Below are 25,738 nucleotides of genomic sequence, written 5' to 3'. Positions count from 1 at the left end.
CCAAACCCGACCATGACCGCAAGGACCACGACCATGAGCAATGCCGCACTGGCCTCCGCGCCACACGCCCTCGAACTCGACATCCACCCGGTTGCCGGCCGCATCGGCGCCGAAATCCGTGGATTGAAGCTGTCCGCCGACCTCGACGCCGCTACCATCGATGCCATCCAGGCTGCCCTGGTGAAGCACAAGGTGATCTTCTTCCGTGGCCAGGCTCACCTGGACGACCTTAGCCAGGAAGGCTTCGCCAAGCTGCTCGGCGAGCCGGTTGCCCACCCCACCGTGCCTGTGGTGGACGGCACCAGCTACCTGCTGCAACTGGACGGTGCTGAAGGCCAGCGTGCCAACTCCTGGCACACCGACGTGACCTTCGTCGATGCCTACCCCAAGGCCTCGATCCTGCGCAGCTTGGTGGCGCCGGCTTCCGGCGGCGATACCGTCTGGGCCAACACGGCGGCGGCCTACGAGGAACTGCCCGAGCCACTGCGCGAGCTGGCTGACAAGTTGTGGGCGGTGCACAGCAATGAATATGACTACGCGAGCATCAAGCCCGATGTCGACCCGGCCAAGCTTGAGCGTTATCGCAAGGTGTTCACCTCGACCGTGTACGAGACTGAGCACCCGGTGGTGCGGGTGCACCCGATCAGTGGAGAACGGGTGTTGCAGCTGGGGCACTTCGTGAAGCGCATCAAGGGCTACTCGCTGGCCGACTCGCAGCACCTGTTTGCGGTGCTGCAGGGGCATGTGACGCGGCTGGAGAACACCGTGCGCTGGCGTTGGCAGGCGGGGGATGTGGCGATATGGGATAACCGCGCCACGCAGCATTATGCGGTAGATGACTACGGCACCCAGCCGCGGATCGTTCGTCGAGTGACCCTGGCCGGGGAAGTGCCGGTCGGGGTGGATGGGCAGTTGAGCCTCACAACCCGCAAAGGCTAAGCCTTGCAGTGAGTCTTGTAGGAGCGGGACAAGCCCGCTCCTACAGAGATTCCACCGAATGCCTCATGTCTCGGTATCACAGGCAATCAGTTGCCTGACCAACCCCTGAGCCAACGGCGACAAGCCATACCCCACCCGGCTCACCACCCCATAGCGGGTATAGAACGCCTCTTCCTGCTCCGCTGCCAGGTCCACCAGTTTCAATGCCACCAGCCCCCGCTCCATCTGGTAAGGCCGCAAGTTGGCATTGCAGGCGATGCCAATGGTGTCCGAATGCATCACCACATTCAGCAGCGCATAACCATGCTCGCACTCCACCGTCGGCAGAAAGTCCTGGCGGCCGCTGAGATCACTGAGGATCTTGCGAATGTTCGGCGGGCGGAATGTGGTTGCCAGCGGGTAGTCGAACACATCCCGTGCGCGTACCTCGGCCTGCTCGGTCAGCGGGTGCCCGGCCCGGCAGCAGAAGTGCCAGCGCTGCGGTGCCAGCTTGTGCACGCGGTAATCCGGGTCGGACTCGAACTGGCGCGTATCGGCCACGAAGAACTCGATCTCTTCGGCAATCAGCTTGCGGTTCAGCACCTGCCAGTTATCCACCTGGAAGCAGGTGCGCGCCGCCGGGTACTCGGCCACGAAGCGCGCCACTGCCCGCGGCACCAAGCCGCCTGCGGGTGCCGGGCCGGAGCCGAAGCGCACCACGCCAGTGGTGGCTCCATTGAACTGGTGGATCTCATTGACCAGATTATGCGCGCCATGCACCAGGCGCCGCGAGTGCTCCAGCACCAGCAGGCCCTGGCGGGTGGGTGAAAGTTCCTTGCTGGCACGGTCGACCAGGCGGCAGCCGATGTTGTGTTCCAGGGTCTGGATGCTGCGGCTGAAGGCCGATTGCGACAGGTTTACTGCCGCAGCTGCGGCGACAAAACTGCGGTGCTCGACAAGGGCAATGTAGTGGCGCAGCTGACGCAGATCGATATGCATTTTCTACATTAAAACCTTCGGTCAAATGCAATTGCTGACAAGGGCGAGTCCCCTTATAAAGGGAGTCACTTATTCCACAAAATATGAATTACAAATATTTATATTTCTTAAAAGAATATAAGCCCAACTGACCGCGATTCGGTTCCGCCAACGGAAATGCTCGCCCAGGGCCCACGCCTCAAGGAGCATTTGCATGTCCGGACTTTCCCGTTGGCCTGCGCGCGCGTCGCGTTTCACCTTGCAACCCTTGGCCGCCGGCGTGTTGCTGGCGGCATCCAACGGCAGCTTTGCCGAAGACCCCGTCAGCGTTACCCCGGCTGTTGAACAGGAAGCCAAGCTTGGCACTGTCACGGTCAATGCCCGTCGCCGCGAAGAAACCGCGCAGAGTGTGCCCACGCCAATCAGTGTGCTCAGCAGCGAAACCCTGGAAACCCAGCGCATCTACCGTGTGCAGGATCTGCAACAGCTGGTGCCCAGCACCAACGTCGCCTATGTGCATGCACGGCAGTCGAGCATCTCGATTCGTGGCCTGGGCAACAACCCGGCCAGCGATGGCCTGGAAGGCAGCGTTGGTATCTACCTGGACAACGTCTACCTCGGCCGCCCGGGCATGGCGGTGTTCGACCTGCTCGATGTCGAGCAGCTGGAAGTGCTGCGTGGCCCGCAGGGCACGCTGTTCGGCAAGAACACCACGGCGGGGGTGCTGAACATCACCACGCGCAAGCCGACCTTTCACCCGGAAGGGAGCATCCAGCAGTCGATTGGCGAGGACGGCTACCTGCAGACCCAAGGCAGCTACTCCGGGCCGATTACCGAGACATTGGCCGGGCGCATCAGCGCCTACCACACCGAAGACGACGGCTATGTGAAGAACATCTACAACGGCGATGAGCTTAATGGCGGCAAGCGCCAGGGCTTTCGAACCCAGTTGCTGTACCAACCGAGCGAAAGCTTCAATCTGCGCTGGATCGGCGAGTACAACGAGGAAGACTCCAACAACGGCATCCTCAGCCTGTACAGCACCGGGCCGACCATCAATGGCGTCAACCGTTACGAGAGCCTGGCGGCCCAGGCCGGCGCGACGCTGGTGTCGGGCAAGGATCGCAAGGTCAACTTCGATGCCGACCAGCAGGTGACGGTGTTCCAGGGCGGTACTTCGGTCGAGGCCAACTGGACTCTGCCCAATGATTTCACCCTGACCTCGATCAGCGCCTACCGCTGGTGGGACTTCACCCCGCGCAACGACGACGGCCTCAATGTACCGGTGTTCTACAGCGCCGGGGTATCGGTGCGCGACAAGCAGTATTCGCAGGAAATCCGCCTGGCGTCGCCTACCGGTGGCCTCTTCGACTATGTGCTGGGTGCGTACTACTTCAAGCAGGACCTGGACAACAAGTCGTTCACTTATTACGGCCCCCAGGCCGACATCTGGAACCTCACCCCGGCCGGCGCCCTGGCCAACGTCGACACCATCGGCAACGGCCATATCGATACCGACAGCTACGCGCTGTTCGCCCAGGGCACCTGGCATGTCACTGAGCGCCTGGACTTCACCGCCGGCATCCGCGGCACCTACGAGGAAAAAAGCGCCTGGGTGACCCGCGATGCGCCAACCGGCGGTGCTGCCGTGACCGGGGCTGCGGCTGCTGCGCGCCAGGGCAGGGTCGGGGCGTACGACTCGGGTGACCTCAACCAGTACAGCTTCAGCCCCTCCGGCCTGCTCGGTTTGAGCTACCGCTTCAACGAGCAATTGCTGGGTTACGCGACCCTGACCCACGGCGAGAAGTCTGGTGGCGTGAACCTCACCGTCGGTGCCGCGCCACGCCTGGGCACCGACTCACTGCTGGTAGGCACCGAGCGGGCCAACAACGCCGAGTTGGGCCTCAAGAGCACACTGTTCGACAACCGCCTGCAACTCAACACCAACCTGTTCTGGACCGAGGTGCATGGCTACCAGGCCAACGTCTACGACCAGATCAACCGTGTGCAATACCTGGCCAACGCCGGCAGCGTGCGCTCGCGCGGCCTGGAATTCGAAGCCACGGCGCTGCCGATCAAAGGCCTGACAGTGAACTTCAACGGTTCATGGAACGACGTCCGCTACCTGAAGTACGACGACGCTCCGTGCCCGCCAGAGGTGAGCCTGGCCAATGCCACGGCCACCTGCGACCTGTCCGGTCACCAGGTGGTCGGCGCCTCCAAGTACATCGCCAACCTCAACGGCGAATACAAGTGGCAGGCCAGCCAGCACGTCGAGCCCTACGTCACCGCCAGCTACGCGTTCCGCTCCAGGGCGGTGGGCACCATCGACGATTCCGACTTCGGCCAGATCCCCAGCTACGCGCTGGTCAACCTCTCCGCCGGAGTGCGCCTGGACCAGGGTGACGGCGTGGTCGACCTGTCGCTGTGGGTGAAGAACGCCGGCGACAAGACCTATTTCACCAGCCTGTGGAACTCCGCCAACGGTGGTTATGCCGGCGTGCTCGGTACCCCGCGCACCTTCGGCGCCACCGCCCGTTACGACTTCTGAGTAAAAAGGAGCTTTGCCATGAATGCCCAGACTGAAACTCCCGTACTGCCCGAAGGTGCCTGCCTCACGGCCAAGGTCCCCGAACGCGCCGAGGCGCTGCTCGGCGACGTGGTGGTCAACCCGTACCGCCTGGCGCCGTTGACCGCGATCATCCGCGACGGTGGGCGCAGCCTGAGTGACGCCCATGTGCGGGTGCGCGGCCGCGGCGAGCGCGGTGTGGACATCGCCTATGAGGTTTCGGATCGCTCGCTGTGGACTTACGGCGGCATCCCGGTATTTGGCCTGTACCCAGATCACGTCAACCAGGTAGAGGTGACCTACAAGCTCGACGGCGAGCGCATCCGCGAGCAGTACCAGATCTACGCCCCGGCCGTGCGCCTGCCGGTGGTGGCGAAACAGACCGCCGCGCTGCCGGAGGTGGAGCCGGTCAAGGTGGCACCAGGCTTCGAACAGCGTCTGTACTTGTTCAACCATCTGCAAGGTGACATCCCCGGTGGCCGCGCCTTCAAGTGGAACGGCCTGGGCGGCGCCGCCGAGTGGGACCAGGTCGGCAACAACTGGATCGCCGACAGCAATGGCGACGTGCGCTGGTACCTGGACATCGAGCAGATCCACGATTCCAACCGCCGCGACGGCCTGGGCGGGACCATGGGCTTCCAGCAGACCCGCGACGGCAAGCTGATTTGGGGGCAGGGCCAGACCTACTCCAAGTTCGACCTGCTGGGCCGGCGCATCTGGCAGCGCAACCTCCCAGACAAGTTCGCCGACTTCTCCCACGAGATTCGCGAAACCGTCAATGGCACCTACCTGCTGCGCGTCGGCACCAGCGATTACCGGCGCCCGGATGGCAAGCGGGTGCGCTCGATCCGTGACCACATCATCGAGGTCAATGAAGCAGGCGACGTGTTGGACTTCTGGGACCTGAACCAGATTCTCGACCCCTATCGTGGCGACTTGCTGGAAACCCTGGGCAAGGCGGCGATTCAACTGCCTGAAGGTGTACAGAAGCAGGATGATCGGCTGGCCAACGAACTGGCAGAAGGCGACTTGCCGTTCGGTGATTCCCCGGGCGTGGGCACCGGGCGTAACTGGGCGCACGTCAATGCCATTGACTACGATGCCGATGACGACAGCATTATCGTTTCAGCTCGCCATCAGGGTGTGGCCAAGATCGGCCGTGACAAGCAGGTGAAGTGGATTCTCGCTTCTCCACGAGGCTGGCCGCAGCACCTGCGCGAGAAGGTCCTGACCCCCGTTGCACGCGAAGGCTTCGACTGGTCCTGGACCCAGCACACCGCCTGGCTCACCGGCAAAGGCACGCTGACCGTGTTCGACAACGGCTGGGGCCGCGACTTTGCGGCCACCAAGCTCAGCGGTAACTACAGCCGGGCGGTGGAGTACAAGATCGATGAAGCCCAGGGCACGGTCGAGCAGGTGTGGGAGTACGGCAAAGAGCGTGGCGACGAGTGGTACAGCCCGGTGACCTCGGTGGTTGCCTACCGGCCAGAGACCGATACCCAGTTCATCTATTCGGCTTCGGTCAACTTCCTCACGCCCGAGAAACTGACCACCACGGTGCTCAATGAGGTGCGCCGTGGGACCCAGGAGGTGTTGGTGGAGCTCAAGGTGCACAGCCGCCAGCCGGGTTCCGTTGGTTACCGGGCGCTGGTGATCGACCTGGCCAAGGCGTTCTGATTCACATTATTTTCAGCTCGTTCGTCTAACCTGTACTGGCCTTTTCGCGGGGCAAGCCCGCTCCTACAAGATCTGCGTTTGCGCGGTCATTGTAGGAGCGGGCTTGCCCCGCGAAAGGGCCGGTTGCCGTTGTGCAGGGTTATGAAATTTTCGATGGACTGTTCGACCATTCGTTCTTTTTTTCGAACAGCCTATTGTCCAACACCCCAGCAGCCGCTTAGCATTCGTTTGAGATTTCAAACGCTCGATGCCCTGCCTTGGGCGCTTTTCAAACAATCAACAATTCGGGAAGCCGACATGCAGCTCAAAGACGCTCAGTTGTTCCGCCAGCAAGCCTTCATCAACGGTGAGTGGCTGGATGCGGACAGCGGCCAGACCATCAATGTGACCAACCCGGCCACTGGTGAAGTCATCGGTACCGTGCCGAAGATGGGCACTGCGGAAACCCGCCGCGCCATCGAAGCCGCCGACAAGGCCCTGCCGGCCTGGCGTGCACTGACCGCCAAGGAGCGTTCGGCCAAGCTGCGTCGCTGGTTCGAACTGATGATCGAGAACCAGGACGACCTGGCTCGCCTGATGACCACCGAACAAGGCAAGCCACTGGCCGAAGCCAAGGGCGAAATCGCCTACGCAGCCTCGTTCATCGAGTGGTTCGCCGAAGAAGCCAAGCGCGTCTACGGCGACACCATCCCGGGCCACCAGCCCGACAAGCGTCTGATCGTCATCAAGCAGCCGATCGGCGTTACCGCGGCCATCACCCCGTGGAACTTCCCGGCCGCCATGATCACCCGTAAAGCCGGCCCGGCCCTTGCCGCTGGCTGCACCATGGTGCTCAAGCCTGCGTCGCAGACCCCGTACTCCGCCCTGGCCCTGGTCGAGCTGGCCAACCGTGCCGGTATCCCGGCTGGCGTGCTGAGCGTCGTTACCGGCAGCGCTGGCGAAGTCGGCGGCGAGCTGACCGGCAACTCCCTGGTACGCAAGCTGTCCTTCACTGGCTCGACCGAGATCGGTCGCCAGCTGATGGAAGAATGCGCCAAGGACATCAAGAAGGTTTCCCTGGAGCTGGGCGGCAACGCTCCGTTCATCGTGTTCGACGACGCCGACCTGGACAAGGCGGTCGAGGGCGCGATCATCTCCAAGTACCGCAACAACGGCCAGACCTGCGTCTGCGCCAACCGTATCTACGTGCAGGACGGCGTCTACGACGCCTTCGCCCAGAAGTTGGCCGCAGCTGTTGCCAAGCTGAAGATCGGTAACGGCCTGGAAGAAGGCACCACCACTGGCCCGCTGATCGACGGCAAGGCTGTCGCCAAGGTCCAGGAGCACATCGACGACGCCGTTGGCAAAGGCGCCAAGGTGCTGTCCGGTGGCAAGCTGATCGAAGGCAACTTCTTCGAGCCGACCATCCTGGTCGACGTGCCGAACACCGCTGCTGTCGCCAAGGAAGAGACCTTCGGCCCACTGGCGCCGCTGTTCCGCTTCAAAGACGAAGCCGAAGTCATCGCCATGTCCAACGACACCGAATTCGGCCTGGCCTCGTACTTCTACGCCCGTGACATGAGCCGTGTGTTCCGTGTCGCCGAGGCCCTGGAATACGGCATGGTGGGTATCAACACCGGCCTGATCTCCAACGAAGTCGCGCCATTCGGTGGCATCAAGGCTTCGGGCCTGGGCCGCGAAGGTTCCAAATACGGTATCGAGGACTACCTCGAAATCAAATACCTGTGCATCAGCGTCTGATCGCCGGGTAAAAGGTTTTACCTCTGCCAGCGGGGCGCGAGAGCGACGTCTCGCTGGCCTTTTTGACATCGCAGTACCTGGTGGCCAGGGCGTTTACGGCAGTCGATCAACGAATACTGTTCGCGAGCACACCCAGCCACCCCCGAATAAAAGCGCCGCTGATCGGCGCAAATGAGGGCATTATGAGCAAGACCAACGAATCCCTGATGCAACGTCGTGTCGCCGCCGTCCCACGTGGCGTTGGCCAGATCCACCCGATCTTCGTCGAATCCGCGAAGAACTCGACCGTGATCGACGTTGAAGGCCGCGAACTGATCGACTTCGCTGGCGGCATCGCAGTACTGAACACCGGTCACCTGCACCCGAAAGTGGTTGCAGCCGTGCAAGAGCAGCTGACCAAGGTCAGCCACACCTGCTTCCAGGTGCTGGCCTACGAGCCTTACGTCGAGCTGTGCGAAAAAATCAACAAGCTGGTCCCAGGCGACTTCGACAAGAAGACCCTGCTGGTTTCCACCGGCTCCGAAGCCGTTGAAAACGCCGTCAAGATCGCCCGCGCCGCCACTGGCCGTGCTGGCGTGATCGCCTTCACCGGCGGCTACCACGGCCGTACCATGATGACCCTGGGCCTGACCGGCAAGGTAGTGCCGTACTCCGCTGGCATGGGCCTGATGCCAGGTGGCATCTTCCGCGCCCTGTTCCCGAGCGAACTGCACGGTGTCAGCGTTGACGACGCCATCGCTTCGGTCGAGCGCATCTTCAAGAACGACGCCGAGCCGCGCGACATCGCCGCAATCATCCTCGAGCCAGTACAAGGCGAAGGCGGCTTCCTGCCAGCGCCCAAAGAGCTGATGAAGCGCCTGCGCGAGCTGTGCGACAAGCACGGCATCCTGCTGATCGCCGACGAAGTGCAGACCGGCGCTGGCCGTACCGGCACCTTCTTCGCCATGGAACAGATGGGCGTTGCGCCTGACCTGACCACCTTCGCCAAGTCCATCGCTGGCGGTTTCCCGCTGGCCGGTGTGTGCGGCAAGGCCGAAATCATGGACGCCATCGCTCCGGGCGGCCTGGGCGGCACCTACGCCGGTTCGCCGATCGCCTGCGCCGCGGCCCTGGCCGTTATCCAGGTGTTCGAGGAAGAGAAACTGCTGGACCGCAGCAAGGCCGTTGGTGAGCACCTGACCACTGGCCTGCGCAAGATCCAGGAAAAGCACCCGATCATCGGCGACGTCCGTGGTCTGGGCTCGATGATCGCTGTGGAAGTCTTCGAAAAAGGCACCCACACCCCGAACGCTGCTGCCGTTGCCCAAGTTGTAGCCAAGGCACGCGACAAGGGTCTGATCCTGCTGTCCTGCGGCACCTACGGCAACGTCCTGCGTATCCTGGTTCCGCTGACCGCCGAAGACGCGCTGCTGGACAAAGGCCTGGCCATCATCGAAGAGTGCTTCGCTGAACTCGCCTGATGTGACGCGCTTCATGAAAAAACCCGCCTAGGCGGGTTTTTTTTGTGCCCAGAAAAGCCGGGTGAAGCTATGGTGGTGACAGGATTCGCCTCGGAAGCTGCGAAGGACTGTGTGTCAGGGATAACCAGGAGTTGACCATGAGTGCTGCAGACCCCACCCCACCTTGCGTATTGATCGCCGAAGGCGACCCTTGGGTGCGCGAAATGCTGAGCGAAATGCTGCTCAGCGTGCGTTGCGACGCCCGCTTGCAAGTCTGCGCCGATGGCTCGCAGGCGCTCACGGCGCTGGCCAGCAAACCTGACCTGATCATCGCGGCCCGTGAACTGGCGGGGCTCGATGGTCTCGACCTGCTGCGCAAGGTGCGCGCCAAAGGTCCGGGGCTGCCGTTCATCCTCATGAGCGACCGCAGCGATAGCGCCAGCGTGCGCGAAGCATTGCCGCTGCACCCCACGGCTTACCTGAGCAAACCGCTGAACCTGGACAAGCTGCGCAAGAGCCTGGAAGAACTGCTGCTGGCCGTGGGCGAGCAGATCGCCTGCCCGGTGCCGCCGTTGCAGCCTGGCGCCAACCTGCCGGCCTATCTCGAGCAACGCCGCGCCACCGCCGACGGCGGGCCGCTGTTCGCCGATGTGCAGGTGGCGATCAAGCGTGCACTCAACCCGCAGGGCCTGAACCTCAGGGTGCTCGAAGAGGAAGTGCGCGACGACCCGCAGATCACTGCGGTGCTCATCGCCGCTGCCAACAGCGCCAGCCTGCACCGTGACGCACCTGTGCAAACGCTGATGCAGGCGCTGAACAAGCTCGGCAGCACCCAGAGCATGAACCTGATTCTCGGCCTCACCCTCAAGCGCAGTGCACGGCTGAGCGACCCGCTGCTGACGCAACACGCCACGCATTACTGGAACCTGTCGCTGCACACGGCCGAGTACGCCCGCACGCTGGCGCGCATGCTCGAACTGGATCAGGAGCGCTGCTATTGCGCCGGCCTGCTGCATTGCCTGGGCGACCTGGCGGTGCTGCGCTGCCTGCAGGAGTGGCGGCTGGCCGGTGGTGAGCTGGACGAGGACCGGGTGCAGCTATCGCTCAATGAGTTCGGTGCAGCGTTCGGCTCGGCGCTGCGTACCCGCTGGCGTTTGCCGCTGAGCCTGCGCGAGCTGATTGCGGCGATCTACCAGCTGGGGGGCGGGGTGTATTCGCGAGAGATCCTGGCCTTGAACCTGGCCGGGCAGCTGGCACGCTTGCCGGCGGATCAGGGGCTGGAGAAGATCGCCAACAACAAGACCGCGCGCTTGCTGAAGGTTGGGTTGCCGGAGCTGAGCCGGTTGCGCAAGGTGGAGAATCCTGAGGTGAAGCCGCAGGAGGAAGTGAAAGAACCAGTGGTGGATGCCAAGGCTGAGGAACCGTCTGCCCCAGAAGACCAAACTTCGACTTGAGACACTGGGGCCGCTTCGCAGCCTTTTCGCGAAGCGGCCCCAGTCAGCCTCGGACTATCTGGTTCTTGCCCTGCCGCTTGGCCCGATACATCGCCGCATCGGCACGGGCGAACAAGCTGTCCAGCGACTCGTCCTCATCCGTCAGCCCGGTCAGCCCCTGGCTCACCGTAACGCTGTAGGCCTCATGACCGTGGCTGAAGCCCAGCCGCTGAATCTCCCGCTGCAACCGCTCGGCAATCTGCTCGGCTACCTGTGCGTTGCAACCCGGGAATACCGCTGCGAACTGCTCCCCGCCAATTCGCCCGAACAGGTCGCCACGGCGTAGCACGGCCTTGCCGCTGTCGGCGATGCGTTGTAGCACCTGGTCGCCTTCCTGGTGCCCGTAGCTATCGTTGATGCGCTTGAAGTCGTCGATGTCCAGTAACAGGAAGGCCAGTGGCGTGCCGTCTTCGCGGGCACTATCAAAGGCCTGTTGGGCGCATTCGAAGAAGTGCCGGCGGTTGCTGCTCTGGGTCAGCACGTCGGTGGTGGCCAGGCGCTGCAATTCGCCTTCGAGCTGCTTCTTTTCGGTGATGTCTTCGGCGATGCCGACGATGATCACTCGGTCGCCGTCGTTCTGCTGGTTGATGTAGCACTTGTCGCTGAGCCAGCGCACCTGGCCGCTGGCGTTGAGGATGCGGTATTCGCGGTCTTCCACTGCGCCCTTGAGCAGCACCTGGGCCAGGCTGCGTTCGGCGAATTCCAGGTCATCGGGGTAGATGCTGTCGCGCCATTCGTTGTAGTCGGCCAGCACCAGGCTGGCCGGGCGACCGAAGATGCGTTCGTAGGCGGGGCTGACGTAGAGCACCTGGCGGGTTTCCCAGTCGAAGGCCCAGAGCACGGCGTTGACGCTGTCGAGCAACGAGCTGTAGAGCTGTTCGCGTTCACTCAGGCGGGCGACCTCGCCCTGGGCGTGGAGCAGGGCCAGCAAGGTTTGCGCAGCTTCGGGAGGCGAGGTGCCTGACAACGACGGAGGGAGGTTCTTGGCCATGAGCACGGAGCAGTTCTCATTGATAAGGCGCGCGGCCACGAACCGGCCCGCCGCGCGGGCGATGTGCCGGGTTTGAGTGGATTTTCAGGGGGGAAGTTCCAGCAGGCACGCCCCGTTGCAGGGCGTGCCGATCAGCGGCTATCAGGCGGTGGGGCGCAGGGAGTAGGTTTTCAGCTGTGCTGCGAAGTCGTGCAGGGCATGGATGCCGCTGGCCTCGGCCTCGTGTACCCAGTCCTTCATGGCCGCCAGCATATCGTGGCCATTGGCGCTGGTGCGGGCCCAGATCTGTTGCAGGGCCAGGCGCTTCTCGTAGATGGTCTTCAGTGCCTGGCTGTGGGCCAGCAGGCTCTCGATGCGCACGTGGTGGCGGTCTTCCAGCAGGCTGGTTTCACGCGACAGCAGCCGCTTGGCACGACGGAAGCGGTGGCGTACCGAAGCGTCGACCTTGGCCAGCTCCTGCTTGACCAGCGGGCCGATCACCAGCTTGCGGTACTGGGCCATGATCTGGAAACGGTTGTTGAGGATGGCCATGGCTGTGTCCATGTCCAGGCTGGCCTTGCCCTCGACGCGGTGGGCGATGGGCGCAACACGCTGCACCTTGGCCAGGCGCAGCAGGCAGAACAGGCGGATCCACGCCCAGCCCATGTCGAACTCCCAGCGCCTGACCGACAGCTTGGCCGAGTTGGGGTAGGTGTGGTGGTTGTTGTGCAGCTCTTCGCCACCGATGACGATACCCCACGGCACCAGGTTTGTGGCAGCGTCGCGGCATTCGAAATTGCGGTAGCCGACCGCATGGCCCAGGCCGTTGACCACGCCGGCGGCCCAGAACGGAATCCACATCATCTGGACCGCCCAGATGGTGATGCCAATGGTGCCGAACAGCAGTAGGTCGATGACCGCCATCAGCACGATGCCGCCGAGCTTGTAGCGTGAATAGAGATTGCGTTCGATCCAGTCTTCCGGGCAGTTCTTGCCGTAGATGCGCAGGGTCTCGGGGTTGCGTGCCTCTTCGCGGTAGAGCTCGGCGCCCTTGCGCAGCACCGTGCCCAGGCCCTTGTACACCGGGCTGTGCGGGTCGTCCGGGGTTTCGCACTTGGCGTGGTGCTTGCGGTGCACGGCCGTCCATTCGCGGGTGTTCTGTGCCGTGGTCAGCCACAGCCAGAAACGGAAGAAGTGCTTGAGCGCGCCATTGAGCTCCAGAGCGCGATGGGCGGAGTAGCGATGCAGGTAGATGGTGACGCTGACGATGGTCGCGTGGGTCATCAGCAGGGTGACGCCAACCAGTTGCCAGGCCGACAAGTCGAGCAGACCGTTGTACCACATAGGTGTAGAAGCCCTCGGGAATGCAGGGGAAAGGGGTGATTATCCCTTGGCGGGGAAATAAAACCAGTCACCCTTTCAGATAGGAAGTCACGGCATGTTTCAGCCTTTATAATGCCCCATCCTTTTCCATGGGCTTTCCCCCCCGACATGTCTGTTTCCGTTCGCGACGCCTTGCGCATGGCCGCGCTGTATGTGGTGCTCTCGTTCCTCTGGCTGGTGCTGGCCGAGGTGGTCCTGCGCAGTATGTCTGACGACCCTCTGGCATTGACCGTGGGCCGGCAGATCAACGTGGTGATGTGGGTACTGGTCAGTGCCTTGCTGATCTTTGTGTCCCGTGCCCGTCTGCTCAACTTCATCGGTATCGGCGCGCGCTTGCGCAGCGAGGACCGCGAGCGCCTGCGCATGGCCGCGGCGGTGTTCGACAGCACCCTGGAGGGGGTGTTGGTCACGGACCGCCAAGGCCTGATCGTGCATGTCAATCGGGCCTTCATGCGCATCACCGGCTACCAACAGGACGAGGTGCTGGGCCATCGCCCCAGCAAGTTCAAGTCGGGCCGCCACGGCGCGCCGTTCTACCAGCAGATCTTTGCGGCCCTGGCCGAGAAGGGGGAGTGGAGCGGCGAGATCTGGAACCGCCGTAAAAGCGGTGAAATCTACCCACAGTGGCAGACGATCTGCGCCATCCACGACGACAGTGGCGAGCTGAGCCATTACGTGGCGGTGTTCAGCGACATCAGTGCAATCAAGCATTCCGAGCAGGAACTGGCCTACCTGGCGCACCATGACCCGCTCACCGGCCTGCCCAACCGCCTGCTGTTCAACGATCGCGCCGAGCAGGCGCTGGCTTCGGCGCAGGCCAACAAGCGCGGCTGCGCTTTGCTGTTGCTCGACCTGGATCACTTTCAGAGCATCAACGACGGCCTTGGCCATACCATCGGCGACCAGCTGCTCAAGCTGGTGGGCGAACGCCTGCGTGAGACCGTGGGCAGCAACGTGACCCTGGCGCGTCTGGGCGGGGACGAGTTTGGCGTGCTGGCCGAGAACTGCCAGCAGGTTGGTCAGGCCGGCAAGTTGGCGCAGGGCATCATCGAGCGCATGCGTGAGCCCTTCGAGTTTGATGGCCACCGGCTGTTCATCAGTGCCAGCGTAGGGATCAGCCTGTTCCCCAATGACGCCCTGAGCGCCGAGCAATTGTTGCGCAATGCCGATTCGGCGCTGTTCAAGGCCAAGGGCAATGGCCGTGCCTGCTATGCGCTGTACACCGAGGAGCTGACCGCCCACGCCCAGCACCGGGTGGAAACCGCGGGCGAGCTGCGCCGGGCGCTGGCCCAAGATGAGCTGCGGGTGTTCTTCCAGCCGGTGCATGATCTGGCTACAGCGAAGATGGTCGGGGTCGAGGCACTGGTCCGCTGGCAGCACCCGCAGCGAGGATTGGTGCCGCCGAGCGATTTCATCCCCATCGCCGAGCGCACCGGCCTGATTGCCGAGATCGATGCCTGGGTGTTGCGCGAAGCCTGCCGGCAGATGGTCCAGTGGCGGGAGGATGGGCGCATGCTGGCGTTCGTTGCCGTCAATATTTCCAGCCGCTTGTTCGGCCAGCGCGAGTTGTACCGGCAGGTGGCCGATGTGCTGCATCAGACAGGGTTGGAGCCGTCGCTGCTGGAGCTGGAAGTGACCGAGAGCGCGGTCATGGAAGACCCGGAGGTGGCGCTGGAGCAGCTGCACCGCCTGCGCGAGCTGGGCCTGAACCTGGCCATCGATGACTTCGGCACGGGGTACTCGTCGTTGCTGCGGCTCAAGCGCTTGCCGGTGCAGAAACTGAAGATCGACCAAGGCTTCGTGGCCGGCTTGCCGCAGGATGACGATGACATCGCCATCGTGCGGGTGATTGTCGCGCTGGCACGGAGCATGGGCATGCAGGTACATGCCGAGGGGATCGAACAGGCAGAGCAGGCGCGTTTCCTGCTGGAGCAGCAATGCCAGCTGGGGCAGGGGTATTGGTTCGGGCGGCCGGTGCCGGCTGCGGATCTGCGCTGGGGCTGAGGGGTACGGCGAGAGATTTTGTGCGCCTGTGAAACCGAGCGCCGCCCGCGCGGCGCATCGCGAGCTTTGCTCGCTCCTACGTTTGTTTTTGGCCAGTAACGCCTGTGGCAGGTGCGCGCGACCGCCTTGTTGGTACGACGCGATATCGCGTCATGCGCCAAGGCGTCCGCGCGCAAATCCCACTGGAGGCATTGGCCCGAAATAAACGTAGGAGCGAGCAAAGCTCGCGATGCGCCGCGCGGGCGGCGCTCGATCTCACAGGCGCCACACCCCCCCTGTCAGGCACTTCAGCGTTTATTCAACCCTTTCGCCAACCGGTCCCCACCCAGCTGGATCAGCGCGACCAAAGCCACCAGCATGGCAATCACGGTCAACATGATCTGGCTGTCGAAACGCTGATACCCGTACCGATAGGCAATATCCCCCAGCCCACCCGCGCCAATCGCCCCGGCCATCGCCGAAGAATTGATCAGCGTCACCAGGGTAATGGTGAACCCGCCCACGATCCCCGACAGTGCTTCTGGCAGCAGCACATGCCAGACGATGTGCCAACGCCGGCAACCCATGGCCTGCGCTGCCTCCACCAAGCCGTGGTCGACCTCGCGCAGGCTCACCTCGGCAATCCGTGCGAAGAACGGCGTCGCGGCGATGGTCAGTGGCACCACGGCGGCCCACACACCATAGGTGGTGCCCACCACCAGCCGGGTGAAGGGGATCAGCGCGACCATCAGGATCAGGAACGGGATCGAGCGGAACAGGTTGACGAAGGCGCCCAGCACCCGGTTCAGCAGCGGTGCCTCGAAGATCCCGCCCTTGTCGCTGGTGACCAGCAGTATCGCCATTGGCACCCCCAGCAGCAGCGCGACCAGCGAGGACACGCCCACCATCAGCAGGGTGTCGAGCAGGCCTTCGAGCAAGCGATCAAACCACATGGCCCAGTACCTCTACGTCTTCGGCCCAGCGGCGGGCGCGTTCGAGCAATTGATGGGTGTCATGCGGCGAGCCCTGAATCGACAGGATCAGCTGCCCGAGCGCATGTTCCCCGATGGTCTCCACACCGCCCTGAAGCAGGCGCACGCGCCCGCCCAGTTCGGCGAACAGGTCGGATAGCGCCGGCTCGCCAAGCAGTGTGAGTTTGAGCACCACTGCGCTGTCACGGCCCGCCGGGCTGGCGCGAAGGTTTGCCTGTAAAGCCGCGGGCAGCTTGGCCTGCAACGGTGCCAGCAGGGTGCGGGTAACCTCATGGCGTGGGCTGCCGAACACGCGCCAGACTTCGCCCTGCTCGACGATCGCGCCACGCTCCAGCACCACCACGCGGTGACAGATGTCGCGGATCACTGCCATCTCGTGGGTGATCAGCACCACGGTCAGCCCCAGGCGCTGGTTGATGTCGCGCAGCAGTTCGAGGATCGATGCAGTAGTTTCGGGGTCCAGCGCCGAAGTGGCTTCGTCGCACAGCAGAATTTCCGGGTCATGCACCAGCGCCCGGGCAATGCCGACCCGCTGCTTCTGCCCGCCGGACAGCTGCGCCGGGTAGACGTGATATTTTTCCTGCAAACCCACCAGCTCCAGTAGCTCTCGGACCTTGCGCTGGCGCTCGGCCTTGGCCACGCCGGCCACCTTCAGCGGCAGCTCGACGTTCTGCCACACTGTCTTGGCCGACATGAGGTTGAAGTGCTGGAAGATCATGCCGATACGTCGGCGCAGGGCTACCAGGCGATCCTCGTCAAAGGGGGCGATGTCCACCTGGTCGATCAGTACACGGCCCTGGCTCGGCTGCTCGAGGCGGTTGATGGTGCGCAGCAGCGATGACTTGCCCGCACCACTGCGGCCGATGATGCCGAAGATCTCGCCACGGCGGATATTCAGGTCGATGCCGTGCAGCGCTGGCAGTTGCTGGCCAGCGTAGGTCTTGCCCAGGCCGATGAAGCGCACATGGGCTTCGTTGGCCTCCGGGCGCAGGGCCTGCTCCCTGGCCGTAGTCGGAGAGGGTTGTGTGGTGAGCGCCCGGAGCGCGCTGGCCTGGCTCATGTCAGCCCTCCCAACCGGCCTGGTACAGGCTGCCATGGGCCTTGTTCAAGGCCGAACGCACGGCAGGCGAGTGTTGGTAGATGTCGACGAACCTGGCCAGGCGCGGGTCGTCCTTGCTCTGCGGGCGGATGACGAACTGGATCACGTACTCCTTGTTTTCCAGGCCATCGAACAGCAAAGCCGAAGTGGCATCGAAGCTGTTGGCCAGGCGGATGTAGGCCGGGTAGCCCTGGACCAGGTCGGCATCATCGTAGGCACGCACCAGTTGCACGGCTTCGACTTGAAGGATCTTCAGCTGCTTCGGGTTGGCGACGATGTCATCTTCGGTAGCCTTGTAACCTACCCCCGGCTTGAGGGTGATCAAGCCAGCCTTGGCCAGCAGCTGCAGGCCGCGGCCGCTGTTGATCGGGTCGTTGGCGATGGCCACGCTGGCGCCTTCGGGCAGGTCGGCGAAGCTTTTGTACTTTTTCGAGTACAGGCCGACGTTGTTGATGATGCCCGGGGCATAGGGCACCAGATTGAAACCGGCCGCAGCCTTGGCGTTCTCCAGGAAGGGAATGTGCTGGAAGTAGTTCACGTCGATGTCGCCGCTGTTGAGGCTGACATTCGGCGCGATCCAGTCGCTGAACTCGATCAGCTTCACCTCCAGACCCTGCTTGTGGGCTTCTTCCACCGCCGCTTCCAGGGGGATGGCGAAGGCCGCGGTGGTGCCGATCTTCAGCGGCTCGGCAGCGAAGGCGCTGGTGGACAGGCCGAAGGTGATGGCGATGGCCGCGACGGGCCGGAACAGTTTTTCAAGCATGGTGCAGGGATCCAGTCGGGGTAGGGGTTGGGGTGTTGCGGTAGGTGGAACCTGGGTGGTCGGCGGGCAGGTGCGGGTGGTCGCTGGCAAAAAGCTTCTCGCGCAGGGTGCCGTCGGCGTAGGCGGTCTTGTAGCGGCCACGTTGCTGCAGTTGCGGGATCACCAGCTCGATGAAGTCCTCATAGCTTTCCGGGGTGACGGTGCGGGTCAGGTTGAAGCCGTCCAGGCCGGTTTCGTCGATCCAGGCGATCAGCTGTTCGGCTACCTGATCGGGCGCGCCGACCAGGGTTACATAGCGCCCGCCAAGGGCGTGTTGCTCCAGTAGACGGCGGCGGGTCCAGGCGTTCTCCTGCAGCTGGCGGGTGGCCGACTGGATGGCGTTGCCCTTACTGGCGCCAATCGGCTCGTCCAGCCCGTAGGCGGCGAAGTCGATGCCGGTAGAGGCGGCGAAGTGCGCCACGCCGGCTTCCGCGCTGGCATGCTGCAGATACTCGGCATGCTTGGCCTGGGCCTGTTGCTCGGTGGGGGCGACGATCACGGTGATACCCATGAACACCTTCACCGCCTGCGGATCGCGGCCGGCGGCCCGGGCAGCCGCGCGGACCTTGTCGACCTGGGCGCGGGTGGCGGCCTTGTCCTGGCCGCTGATGAACACGCACTCGGCATGGTTGCCAGCGAAGGCCAGGCCGCGCGGCGAACTGCCCGCCTGGAACAACACCGGCGTACGCTGTGGCGAGGGTTCGCACAGGTGGTAGCCCTCGACCTTGTAGAACTCGCCCTGGTGGCGGACCTTGCGCACCTTGCTTGGCTCGGCGTACACCCGGCGTTGGCGGTCGTTGACCACGGCATCATCGGCCCAGCTGCCCTCCAGCAGCTTGTACAGCACCTGCAGGTATTCGTCGGCCTGGTCGTAGCGGCGGTCGTGCTCGGGCTGTTGCTCCAGGCCCATGGCGCGGGCGGCGCTATCGAGGTAACCGGTGACGATGTTCCAGCCGACCCGGCCGTTGCTCAGGTGGTCGAGGGTGGAGAGGCGCCGGGCGAACAGGTATGGCGCCTCGTAGGTGAGGTTGGCGGTGAGGCCGAAGCCCAGGTGGCGGGTGGTGGCGGCCATGGCCGAGACCAGCAGCAGCGGGTCGTTGACCGGCAGCTGGATCGACTCCTTCAGGGTGACGTCCACGGAGTTGCCGTAGATGTCGTAGGTGCCGACGATGTCGGCGATGAACAGGCCGTCGAACAGCCCGCGCTCGAGCAGGCGCGCCAGGTCGGTCCAGTATTCCAGGGTCTTGTACCGGGTCGAGGTGTCCCGTGGGTGGGTCCACAGGCCGTGGTTGATGTGCCCGATGCAGTTCATGTTGAAGGCATTGAGCAAGATCTGCCTGGCCATCAGATGGTCCCCCGGCGTGGTGGGTTTTCCTGGTTCAGGTAGTAGTTGCCGATGGCGTGGTACTTCCAGCGCACCGGGTCGTGCAGGGTGTGCACACGGGCGTTGCGCCAGTGGCGGTCGAGGTTGTGCTCGGCCAGGGTGGCCTGGCTACCGGCCAGTTCGAATAGCGTGGTGCCGGCGGCGAGGGAGACTTCCGTGCTGATTGCCCGTGCTTCGGCAACGGCAATGGAGGCAGCGGCGACGGTGTCGGCATTGCTGTCGGCCTGGGCGCGGTCGAGGAACTCGCCGGCGCGTTCGAGCAACGCTTCAGCGGCATGCAGGCGGCTCACCAGCTGGCCGAAGCTTTTCAGGGTCAGCGGGTCGTCGCTGGCCTTGTCCAGGCCGGAGTCGACCCACGGTCGGCTGCGTGTGCGCACGAAGTGCAGGGCATCATCCAGCGCGGCGCGGGCGATACCGGTGTCGATGGCCGCGTGGAGAATCTGCGCCAACGGGCCGACCGGTGTCGGGCGCTCGAAGGCACTCTGGAACGGCACCACGTCGTTGGCATCGACCCAGACGTTGTCGAAGGTCACCGAGCCGCTGCCGGTGGTGCGCTGGCCGAAGCCGCTCCAGTCGTCGATCACCAGCAGGCCCTGGCTGTCGGCAGGGACGAAAGCCAACTGCTGGCGGCCCTGGTCGTCGATCACCGAGGTCGGGATGCGCTGGGCATACAGCGCGCCGGTGGCGTAGAACTTGCGGCCGTTGACGCGGTAGCCGGCGCCGTCGCGGGTCAGGCGGGTGGTGCGATCGTGGGCGGTTTTCGTGCCCAGTTCGGCCAGGGCGTTACCGAAGCGGCGGCCGGCCAGCACTTCGGCGTAGAGGCGCCGCTGCTGCTCGGGACTGCCGTTTACCCGCAGCACTTCGAGGGCGTAGAAGTGATTCTGGGGAATCTGGCCGAGGGAGGCATCGGCCTGGGCGATGCGGGCGATGACCTGGGCCAGAGTGATATTGGACACGCCCGCGCCGCCGAAGGTTTTGGGGACGCTGATGGCCCACAGGCCGGAGCGGGTGAACAGCTCCAGCTCGGCGTGGGGCAGGCGGCGTTCGCGGTCGCGCAGGGCGCTGTCGCGTTTGAGTTGCTGGGCGATGTGCTCGGCGACGGAAAGTGCCTGGGCGTCGCTGGTTATAACTGATGTTGTCATGGTGTTCTCCGGGGCCATTGGGGCTGCAAAGCAGCCCCCAAGGGCCTCAAGTCAGATCCAGGAATGCCGGGCGGGCAGGGTGCCGTTGAGGTGATAGGCGCCAATCGCGTGGTACTTCCAGCGTACCGGGTCGTGCAGGGTATGCACCCGGGCATTGCGCCAGTGCCGGTCGAGGTTGAACTCGGCCAGGCTTGCGCGGCTGCCCGCCAGCTCGAACAGCTTCTCGCTGGCCTGCAGCGAGATCTCGGTGGTCAGCACCTTGGCCTCGGCCACGGCAATCGACGCCCGCGCTGCGGCAGCGGCATCGACCGGCCCGGCATTGACCTCGTCGAGCACGCGCGCGGCCTTGCGCAGCAGCGCCTCGGCGGCATGCAGCTCAAGCTTCAGGCGGCCGATGTCGGCAATCACGTAAGGGTCATCGCTGGCGCGCTCGACCTTGGCCTCGATCCACGGCCGGGACTTTTCGCGGACGAAGGTGATGGCGTCGTCGATGGCGGCCTCGGCGATGCCGGCATCGATCGCCGCCTGAATCAGCTGCGAGGCCGCGCCCTGGATATTGGGGAGATCGCGCTGGCGCCAATTGTCGATGACCAGCTCGGCATCGACCGGTACCTGGTCGAGCAGCACGGTACCGCTGGCAGTGGTGCGCTGGCCGAAGCCGGACCAGTCGTCGACGATACGTAGCCCCGGGCTGCCGCGGCGGACGAAGGCCAGGCGCTGGCGGCCTTCGTCGTCCAGCGCCTTGACCGCCACCCAATGGGCGAACAGCGCGCCGGTGGAATAGAACTTTTCACCGCTGATGCGATAGCCGTCACCGCTGCGGGTGATCCTGGCCTTGAGCGTCAGGGTGTCCTTGGTGCCGCGCTCGGGGCCGGCATTGCCGATGCGCCAGCCGTCCAGCACGTTGCGGAAGATCAGCGCCTGCTGGGCCTCGGTAGCGGTCAGGCGCAGCAGTTGCAGCATGCCGAACTGGTTCTGCGGGATCTGCCCCAGGGCCGGGTCGGCGGCGCTGATCAGGCGGAACACCTCGGCGACAGTTTCAAACGAGACGTCCGGGCCGCCATGGGCCTTGGGCACGCTGATGCTGCCAAGGCCACTGCGGGTGAACTGTTCGATTTCTGCCCAGGGCAGCTTGCGTTGCTGGTCACGACGGGCGGCCTGCTCGCGGGCACTTTCGGCCAGTTCGCGGGCGGCTTGCAGGGCCTCGGCATCGTTGCGCAGGACCTTGGCCGGCAGCAGCAGGGGCGAGCTGTCGAGGTCACTGTGGAATTGGGTATTTGGCTGGGTGGTCATCAGAACCGAACCTCACAAAGTGGATGCGTCGCTTCAGCTGATGGCGACAGACATTTGCTGGTCCGGTGGTCCGGTTCATATACCCTAAAGGCTTATTAAAAGTTTATGAACTAACTTTTTGGAATATTTATAGAAGAGGGATTTGCATTGGATGTGCCGGCCTCTTCGCGGAACAAGCCCGCTCCTACAGGTGATCGTGCCGCCTGTAGGAGCGGGCTTGTCCCGCGAAAGGGCCAGCGAAGGTTTATTCGGAGGCAGCAGTCCCGAGGAACTTGCGCAGGAACTGCCGGGTACGCTCTTCCTTCGGATTGGCGAACAGCGCCTTGGCCTCGCCCTGTTCCACGATCACACCCTTGTCGAAGAAGATCACCCGATTGGCCACGTCCCTGGCAAAGCTCATCTCGTGGGTAACGATGATCATGGTGCGCTTCTCCTCGGCCAGGCCGCGGATGGTCGCCAGCACCTCGCCGACCAGCTCCGGGTCGAGGGCCGAGGTGGGTTCGTCGAACAGGATCACTTCAGGTTCCATGGCCAGCGCACGGGCAATCGCCACGCGCTGCTGCTGGCCGCCGGAAAGACGCCGCGGGTAGGCGTCTTCCTTGCCCGCCAGGCCGACCTTGGCCAGCAACCGCCGGCCCAGGTCGATGGCCTGTTCGCGAGGCGTCTTCTTGACGATCACCGGGCCTTCGATGACGTTTTCCAACGCGGTGCGGTGGGGGAACAGGTTGAAGTTCTGGAACACGAAGCCAGCCTGCTGGCGCAGGCGGCGGATCGCACTTTGTTGGCCGGCGAGCGGGCGGTTGGCATCGATGCTGATGTCACCGATCTGGATCTGCCCGGCATCCGGGGTTTCCAGCAGGTTGAGGCACCGCAGGAAGGTGGTCTTGCCCGAGCCGCTGGGGCCGATGATGGCCACCACTTCACCGGGTTGCACGGTCAGGTCGATACCGTTGAGCACGGTCTGGCCCTTGAACTGCTTGGTCAGGCCTTTGGCGACGATCATCTCATTGCTCCTGGTCGTGCTGGTTGACCCGCGCTTCCATGCGGTTCTGGAAGTGCGCGAGGATGCTGCAGAGGATCCAGTAGATCACGGCAACGGCCAGGTACATGGTGAACACTTCGAAGGTGCGCGCGGTAATCAGCTGCGCCTGGCGGAACAGCTCGGGCACCTGGATGGTCGCTGCCAGGGCGGTGTCCTTGACCAGCGAGATGAAGCTGTTGCCCAGCGGTGGCAGCGCGGTGCGCAGTGCCTGGGGCAGGATCGCCCGGCGCATGGCCTGGGTGCGGGTCATGCCGATGCTGGCTGCGGCTTCCCACTGGCCGCGGTCGATCGAGGAGATCGCCGCACGCAGGATTTCGCAGATGTAGGCCGCCATGTTCAAAGACAGGCCGATCAGCGAGGCCGGAATCGGGTCGAGCTCGATACCGATCTGCGGCATGCCGAAGTAGATCACGAACAGCTGCACCAGCAGCGGCGTGCCGCGGAAGAACGACACGTAGACCCGGGCCAGCCAGTTCAGCGGCAGGATCTTCGACAGCCGCATCAGTGCCAGGGCAAAGCCCAGTACCAGGCCGAAGAACATGCCGCCAACACTGAGCAGCACCGTATAGCCCGCGCCCTTCAGCAGGAAGGGCGTGGAGTCGGCAACGAGTTGCAGGCTTTCAGCGATCATTTGGTGACATCGGCACCGAAGTATTTCTCCGACAGCTTGGCCAGCGTGCCGTCGGCCTTGAGCTTGTCGATGGCCTTGTTGATCGCGGCCAGCAGCTCAGGCTCACCTTTGCGCAGGGCCACGCCGCTTTCAAGGCGCGAGAAGGCGTCGCCAGCCAGCTCGGTGTCCTTGGCCTTCTGGGCGTATTCCAGCGCAGCCAGGCGGTCGATCAGGATGGCGTCGATGCGGCCGTTGCGCAGGTCGGCGAATTTGCTCGGGTCGTCCTCATAGGTGCGCACGTCAGCCTTCGGCACGTCCTGCTTCACCCATTGCTCGTAGTTGGTGCCAAGGCCCACGCCAACCTTCTTGCCGGCCAGGTCCTGCGCACTCTTGATGTTCAGCTGCTCGGCCTTCTTCTTCAGGACCAGCGCCTGGATGCCGGAGATGGTGTAGGGCTCGGAGAAGTCGTACTTCTTCTTGCGCTCCTCGGATATGGTCACCTGGTTGACCACCACGTCCAGGCGCTTGGATTCCAGCGCGGCGAGGATGCCGTCCCATTTGGTCGGCTGGATCTTGGCCTTGACCCCCAGCTCCTTGGCCAGCAATTCGGACAGCTCCACCTCGAAGCCGGTCAGCTTGCCGTTTTCATCCTGGAAGCTGAACGGCGGGTACGTACCCTCAAGGCCGACGTTGATCACGCCTTTTTCCTCGATGGTCTTCAGTTGCTCGCCGGCAAAGGCCTGGCCGAGCAGGCCGGCACCCAGCAGGATGGCCAGGCTGGCGTTGAGAAGCGGTTTGGCAAATTTCGACATGTCAGGCCCCGCGCTTGTTGTTGAAGTAGTGGGTGGCGACTATAGAGTTGGCTTGATAGGCCAGGAAATAATAAAAACTTATTTTGTTATTTCCATTTTGATCTATGCCAGGTTTTGGCTGCTTTGAGGGTAGGCCAGGATAGTGCCGCCGTCATCGCGGCTTATGCCCGACTTAGCGCAGGATGGAATAAAGCGTTGTTTTTTCCAAGGGACAGATTTGCCGTAGAGTGGAACGCATAACGACAGATTGGCCACCTTCGGCAGGAGAACATCGTGAGCGAACAACCTTCATCTGGGCACTGGCAACTGCACAGCATTGTCAGTGGCCTGCGCGGTGCCCGCGAGCAATGGCGCAGCCGCAATGGCCGCAGCAGTGGCGAACAGGGCGGGCGCGAGCTGCCTTCGCGCGAGGCCATGCGGCAGATTCTCGAACAGCTGTGCGGGGCGCTGTTCCCGATGCGCCTGGGCCCGGTAGACCTGCGTGAAGAGAGCGAGGACTTCTATGTTGGCCATACCCTCGACGCGGCGCTGACGGCCTTGCTCGCGCAGGCGCGGCTGGAACTGCGCTACGCCGCCCGCCAGAGCAGGACGGAACTGCAGGGTATCGACGCCCAGGCCTTGCGCCTGATCCAGGACTTCGCGGCGGCCTTGCCGGGCCTGCGTGTGCTGCTCGATACCGATGTGCTTGCGGCCTATCACGGCGACCCGGCGGCGCGTAGCGTTGACGAGGTACTGCTGTGCTATCCGGGGATCCTGGCGATCATCCATCACCGTCTGGCTCACCACCTTTACAAGGCAGGCCTGCCGCTGCTGGCGCGGATCAGCTCGGAGCTGGCGCATTCGGCCACCGGTATCGACATTCATCCCGGCGCGCAGATCGGCCAGAGCTTCTTCATCGACCACGGTACCGGCGTAGTGATTGGCGAGACCGCGATCATCGGTGAGCGGGTGCGCATCTATCAGGCGGTTACCCTGGGCGCCAAGCGCTTCCCAAGCGATGAGTCTGGGACGCTGCACAAAGGGCTGCCACGCCACCCGATCGTCGAGGACGATGTGGTGATCTATGCCGGGGCGACGATCCTGGGGCGCATTACCATCGGCAAGGGCTCGACCATTGGCGGTAACGTCTGGCTGACCCGCAGTGTGCCGGCCGATAGCAACATCACCCAGGCCAACCTGCAACTGGATTGCCAGGACAAGAACTGATTCACAAGGGGCGCCAATCGGCGCCCCGGTTCGCTTTGAAAGCCGATCCATGTTTAACTTGAACGCTTGTTCAATGAAAAACGCTGGTCCGCTGCCGGTGTTCAACAGGAGGATTCCTTTGCTGAACCCGTTCATTCCGAACCTCACGTCGATCGACGAGGTGCCTGTTTCATGAGTGCACCGTCCCCATCCCTTGCCAATGGCAA

The 25,738-nt window shown here is 63.6% G+C and carries 20 protein-coding genes; 8 read left to right on the top strand and 12 right to left on the bottom strand.

Annotated elements, in window-relative coordinates; all coding sequences use genetic code 11:
• Nucleotides 1-33 precede the first annotated feature (33 nt).
• Nucleotides 34-939, top strand: a complete 906-nt coding sequence (locus ACOKS3_RS28230; RefSeq protein WP_422764472.1) for a TauD/TfdA dioxygenase family protein — start codon at nt 34-36, stop codon at nt 937-939.
• 63 nt (nt 940-1,002) lie between these two features.
• Here the strand turns inward: ACOKS3_RS28230 and ACOKS3_RS28225 are convergent, their stop codons facing one another.
• Nucleotides 1,003-1,917 (bottom strand): LysR family transcriptional regulator, encoded by a 915-nt coding sequence (locus ACOKS3_RS28225; RefSeq protein ID WP_103448561.1) that lies wholly within the window; start codon nt 1,915-1,917, stop codon nt 1,003-1,005.
• A 193-nt stretch (nt 1,918-2,110) separates the two neighbouring features.
• Between ACOKS3_RS28225 and ACOKS3_RS28220 the strand changes: the two genes are divergently transcribed.
• From ACOKS3_RS28220 to ACOKS3_RS28200, 5 genes are all read left to right on the top strand, one after another.
• Entirely contained in the window at nt 2,111-4,447 is a 2,337-nt protein-coding gene (locus ACOKS3_RS28220; RefSeq protein ID WP_422764471.1) for a TonB-dependent receptor, read from the top strand.
• Nucleotides 4,448-4,465: 18 nt separating this feature from the next.
• Nucleotides 4,466-6,142 carry an aryl-sulfate sulfotransferase gene (locus ACOKS3_RS28215; protein ID WP_103448563.1) on the top strand — a complete coding sequence of 559 codons (1,677 nt, stop codon included), beginning with the start codon at nt 4,466-4,468 and terminating at the stop codon, nt 6,140-6,142.
• A gap of 297 nt (nt 6,143-6,439) precedes the next feature.
• The gene (gabD, locus tag ACOKS3_RS28210; RefSeq protein ID WP_103448564.1) at nt 6,440-7,882 is read left to right on the top strand and encodes an NADP-dependent succinate-semialdehyde dehydrogenase; all 1,443 of its coding nucleotides are present in this window, start codon (nt 6,440-6,442) and stop codon (nt 7,880-7,882) included.
• 182 nt (nt 7,883-8,064) lie between these two features.
• Nucleotides 8,065-9,342: a 4-aminobutyrate--2-oxoglutarate transaminase gene (gabT, locus tag ACOKS3_RS28205; protein WP_054887246.1), complete on the top strand. Its 1,278-nt coding sequence runs from the start codon at nt 8,065-8,067 to the stop codon at nt 9,340-9,342.
• 137 nt (nt 9,343-9,479) lie between these two features.
• Complete coding sequence (locus ACOKS3_RS28200; protein ID WP_422764470.1) at nt 9,480-10,775, top strand: HDOD domain-containing protein; 1,296 nt, start codon at nt 9,480-9,482, stop codon at nt 10,773-10,775.
• A gap of 43 nt (nt 10,776-10,818) precedes the next feature.
• On the opposite strand, the gene ACOKS3_RS28195 is transcribed toward ACOKS3_RS28200, so the two are convergent.
• Together ACOKS3_RS28195 and desA are read right to left on the bottom strand one after the other, a co-directional pair.
• Complete coding sequence (locus tag ACOKS3_RS28195; RefSeq protein WP_422764484.1) at nt 10,819-11,805, bottom strand: GGDEF domain-containing protein; 987 nt, start codon at nt 11,803-11,805, stop codon at nt 10,819-10,821.
• 141 nt (nt 11,806-11,946) lie between these two features.
• Entirely contained in the window at nt 11,947-13,128 is a 1,182-nt protein-coding gene (gene desA / locus ACOKS3_RS28190; RefSeq protein WP_422764469.1) for a delta-9 fatty acid desaturase DesA, read from the bottom strand.
• A gap of 147 nt (nt 13,129-13,275) precedes the next feature.
• On the opposite strand from desA, the gene dibA reads away from it, so the two are divergent.
• Nucleotides 13,276-15,171, top strand: coding sequence for a phosphodiesterase DibA (dibA, locus tag ACOKS3_RS28185; protein ID WP_103448568.1), 1,896 nt, complete (start codon nt 13,276-13,278; stop codon nt 15,169-15,171).
• Nucleotides 15,172-15,458: 287 nt separating this feature from the next.
• On the opposite strand, the gene ACOKS3_RS28180 is transcribed toward dibA, so the two are convergent.
• From ACOKS3_RS28180 to tcyJ, 9 genes are all read right to left on the bottom strand, one after another.
• A complete protein-coding gene (locus ACOKS3_RS28180) occupies nt 15,459-16,103 on the bottom strand; it encodes a methionine ABC transporter permease (protein ID WP_103448569.1) in 645 nt (214 codons plus the stop codon).
• Nucleotides 16,093-17,202 carry a methionine ABC transporter ATP-binding protein gene (locus ACOKS3_RS28175; protein WP_103448570.1) on the bottom strand — a complete coding sequence of 370 codons (1,110 nt, stop codon included), beginning with the start codon at nt 17,200-17,202 and terminating at the stop codon, nt 16,093-16,095. Before ACOKS3_RS28175 ends, ACOKS3_RS28180 begins: the two co-directional genes overlap by 11 nt.
• Nucleotide 17,203: 1 nt before the next feature.
• Nucleotides 17,204-18,004, bottom strand: coding sequence for a MetQ/NlpA family ABC transporter substrate-binding protein (locus ACOKS3_RS28170; protein ID WP_103448571.1), 801 nt, complete (start codon nt 18,002-18,004; stop codon nt 17,204-17,206).
• A complete protein-coding gene (locus ACOKS3_RS28165; protein WP_422764468.1) occupies nt 17,997-19,388 on the bottom strand; it encodes an LLM class flavin-dependent oxidoreductase in 1,392 nt (463 codons plus the stop codon). Before ACOKS3_RS28165 ends, ACOKS3_RS28170 begins: the two co-directional genes overlap by 8 nt.
• Nucleotides 19,388-20,569 carry an SfnB family sulfur acquisition oxidoreductase gene (locus ACOKS3_RS28160; protein ID WP_422764467.1) on the bottom strand — a complete coding sequence of 394 codons (1,182 nt, stop codon included), beginning with the start codon at nt 20,567-20,569 and terminating at the stop codon, nt 19,388-19,390. The genes ACOKS3_RS28165 and ACOKS3_RS28160 overlap by 1 nt, the downstream gene beginning before the upstream one ends.
• 51 nt (nt 20,570-20,620) lie before the next feature.
• Nucleotides 20,621-21,862 carry an SfnB family sulfur acquisition oxidoreductase gene (locus ACOKS3_RS28155; protein WP_103448573.1) on the bottom strand — a complete coding sequence of 414 codons (1,242 nt, stop codon included), beginning with the start codon at nt 21,860-21,862 and terminating at the stop codon, nt 20,621-20,623.
• A gap of 244 nt (nt 21,863-22,106) precedes the next feature.
• Nucleotides 22,107-22,865 (bottom strand): L-cystine ABC transporter ATP-binding protein TcyN, encoded by a 759-nt coding sequence (tcyN, locus tag ACOKS3_RS28150; protein WP_103448574.1) that lies wholly within the window; start codon nt 22,863-22,865, stop codon nt 22,107-22,109.
• A gap of 1 nt (nt 22,866) precedes the next feature.
• A complete protein-coding gene (gene tcyL, locus ACOKS3_RS28145; RefSeq protein ID WP_027917633.1) occupies nt 22,867-23,535 on the bottom strand; it encodes a cystine ABC transporter permease in 669 nt (222 codons plus the stop codon).
• Nucleotides 23,532-24,326 (bottom strand): cystine ABC transporter substrate-binding protein, encoded by a 795-nt coding sequence (gene tcyJ / locus ACOKS3_RS28140; RefSeq protein ID WP_103448575.1) that lies wholly within the window; start codon nt 24,324-24,326, stop codon nt 23,532-23,534. Before tcyJ ends, tcyL begins: the two co-directional genes overlap by 4 nt.
• 273 nt (nt 24,327-24,599) lie before the next feature.
• Between tcyJ and epsC the strand changes: the two genes are divergently transcribed.
• Nucleotides 24,600-25,532 (top strand): serine O-acetyltransferase EpsC, encoded by a 933-nt coding sequence (gene epsC / locus ACOKS3_RS28135; protein WP_103448576.1) that lies wholly within the window; start codon nt 24,600-24,602, stop codon nt 25,530-25,532.
• Nucleotides 25,533-25,738 lie beyond the last annotated feature (206 nt).

The organism is Pseudomonas sp. HS6-2 (assembly GCF_049325675.2).
Taxonomy (GTDB): domain Bacteria; phylum Pseudomonadota; class Gammaproteobacteria; order Pseudomonadales; family Pseudomonadaceae; genus Aquipseudomonas; species Aquipseudomonas putida_N.
Note: the sequence above shows the minus strand (reverse complement) of the source record. Positions and strands in the feature narration are given on the sequence as shown.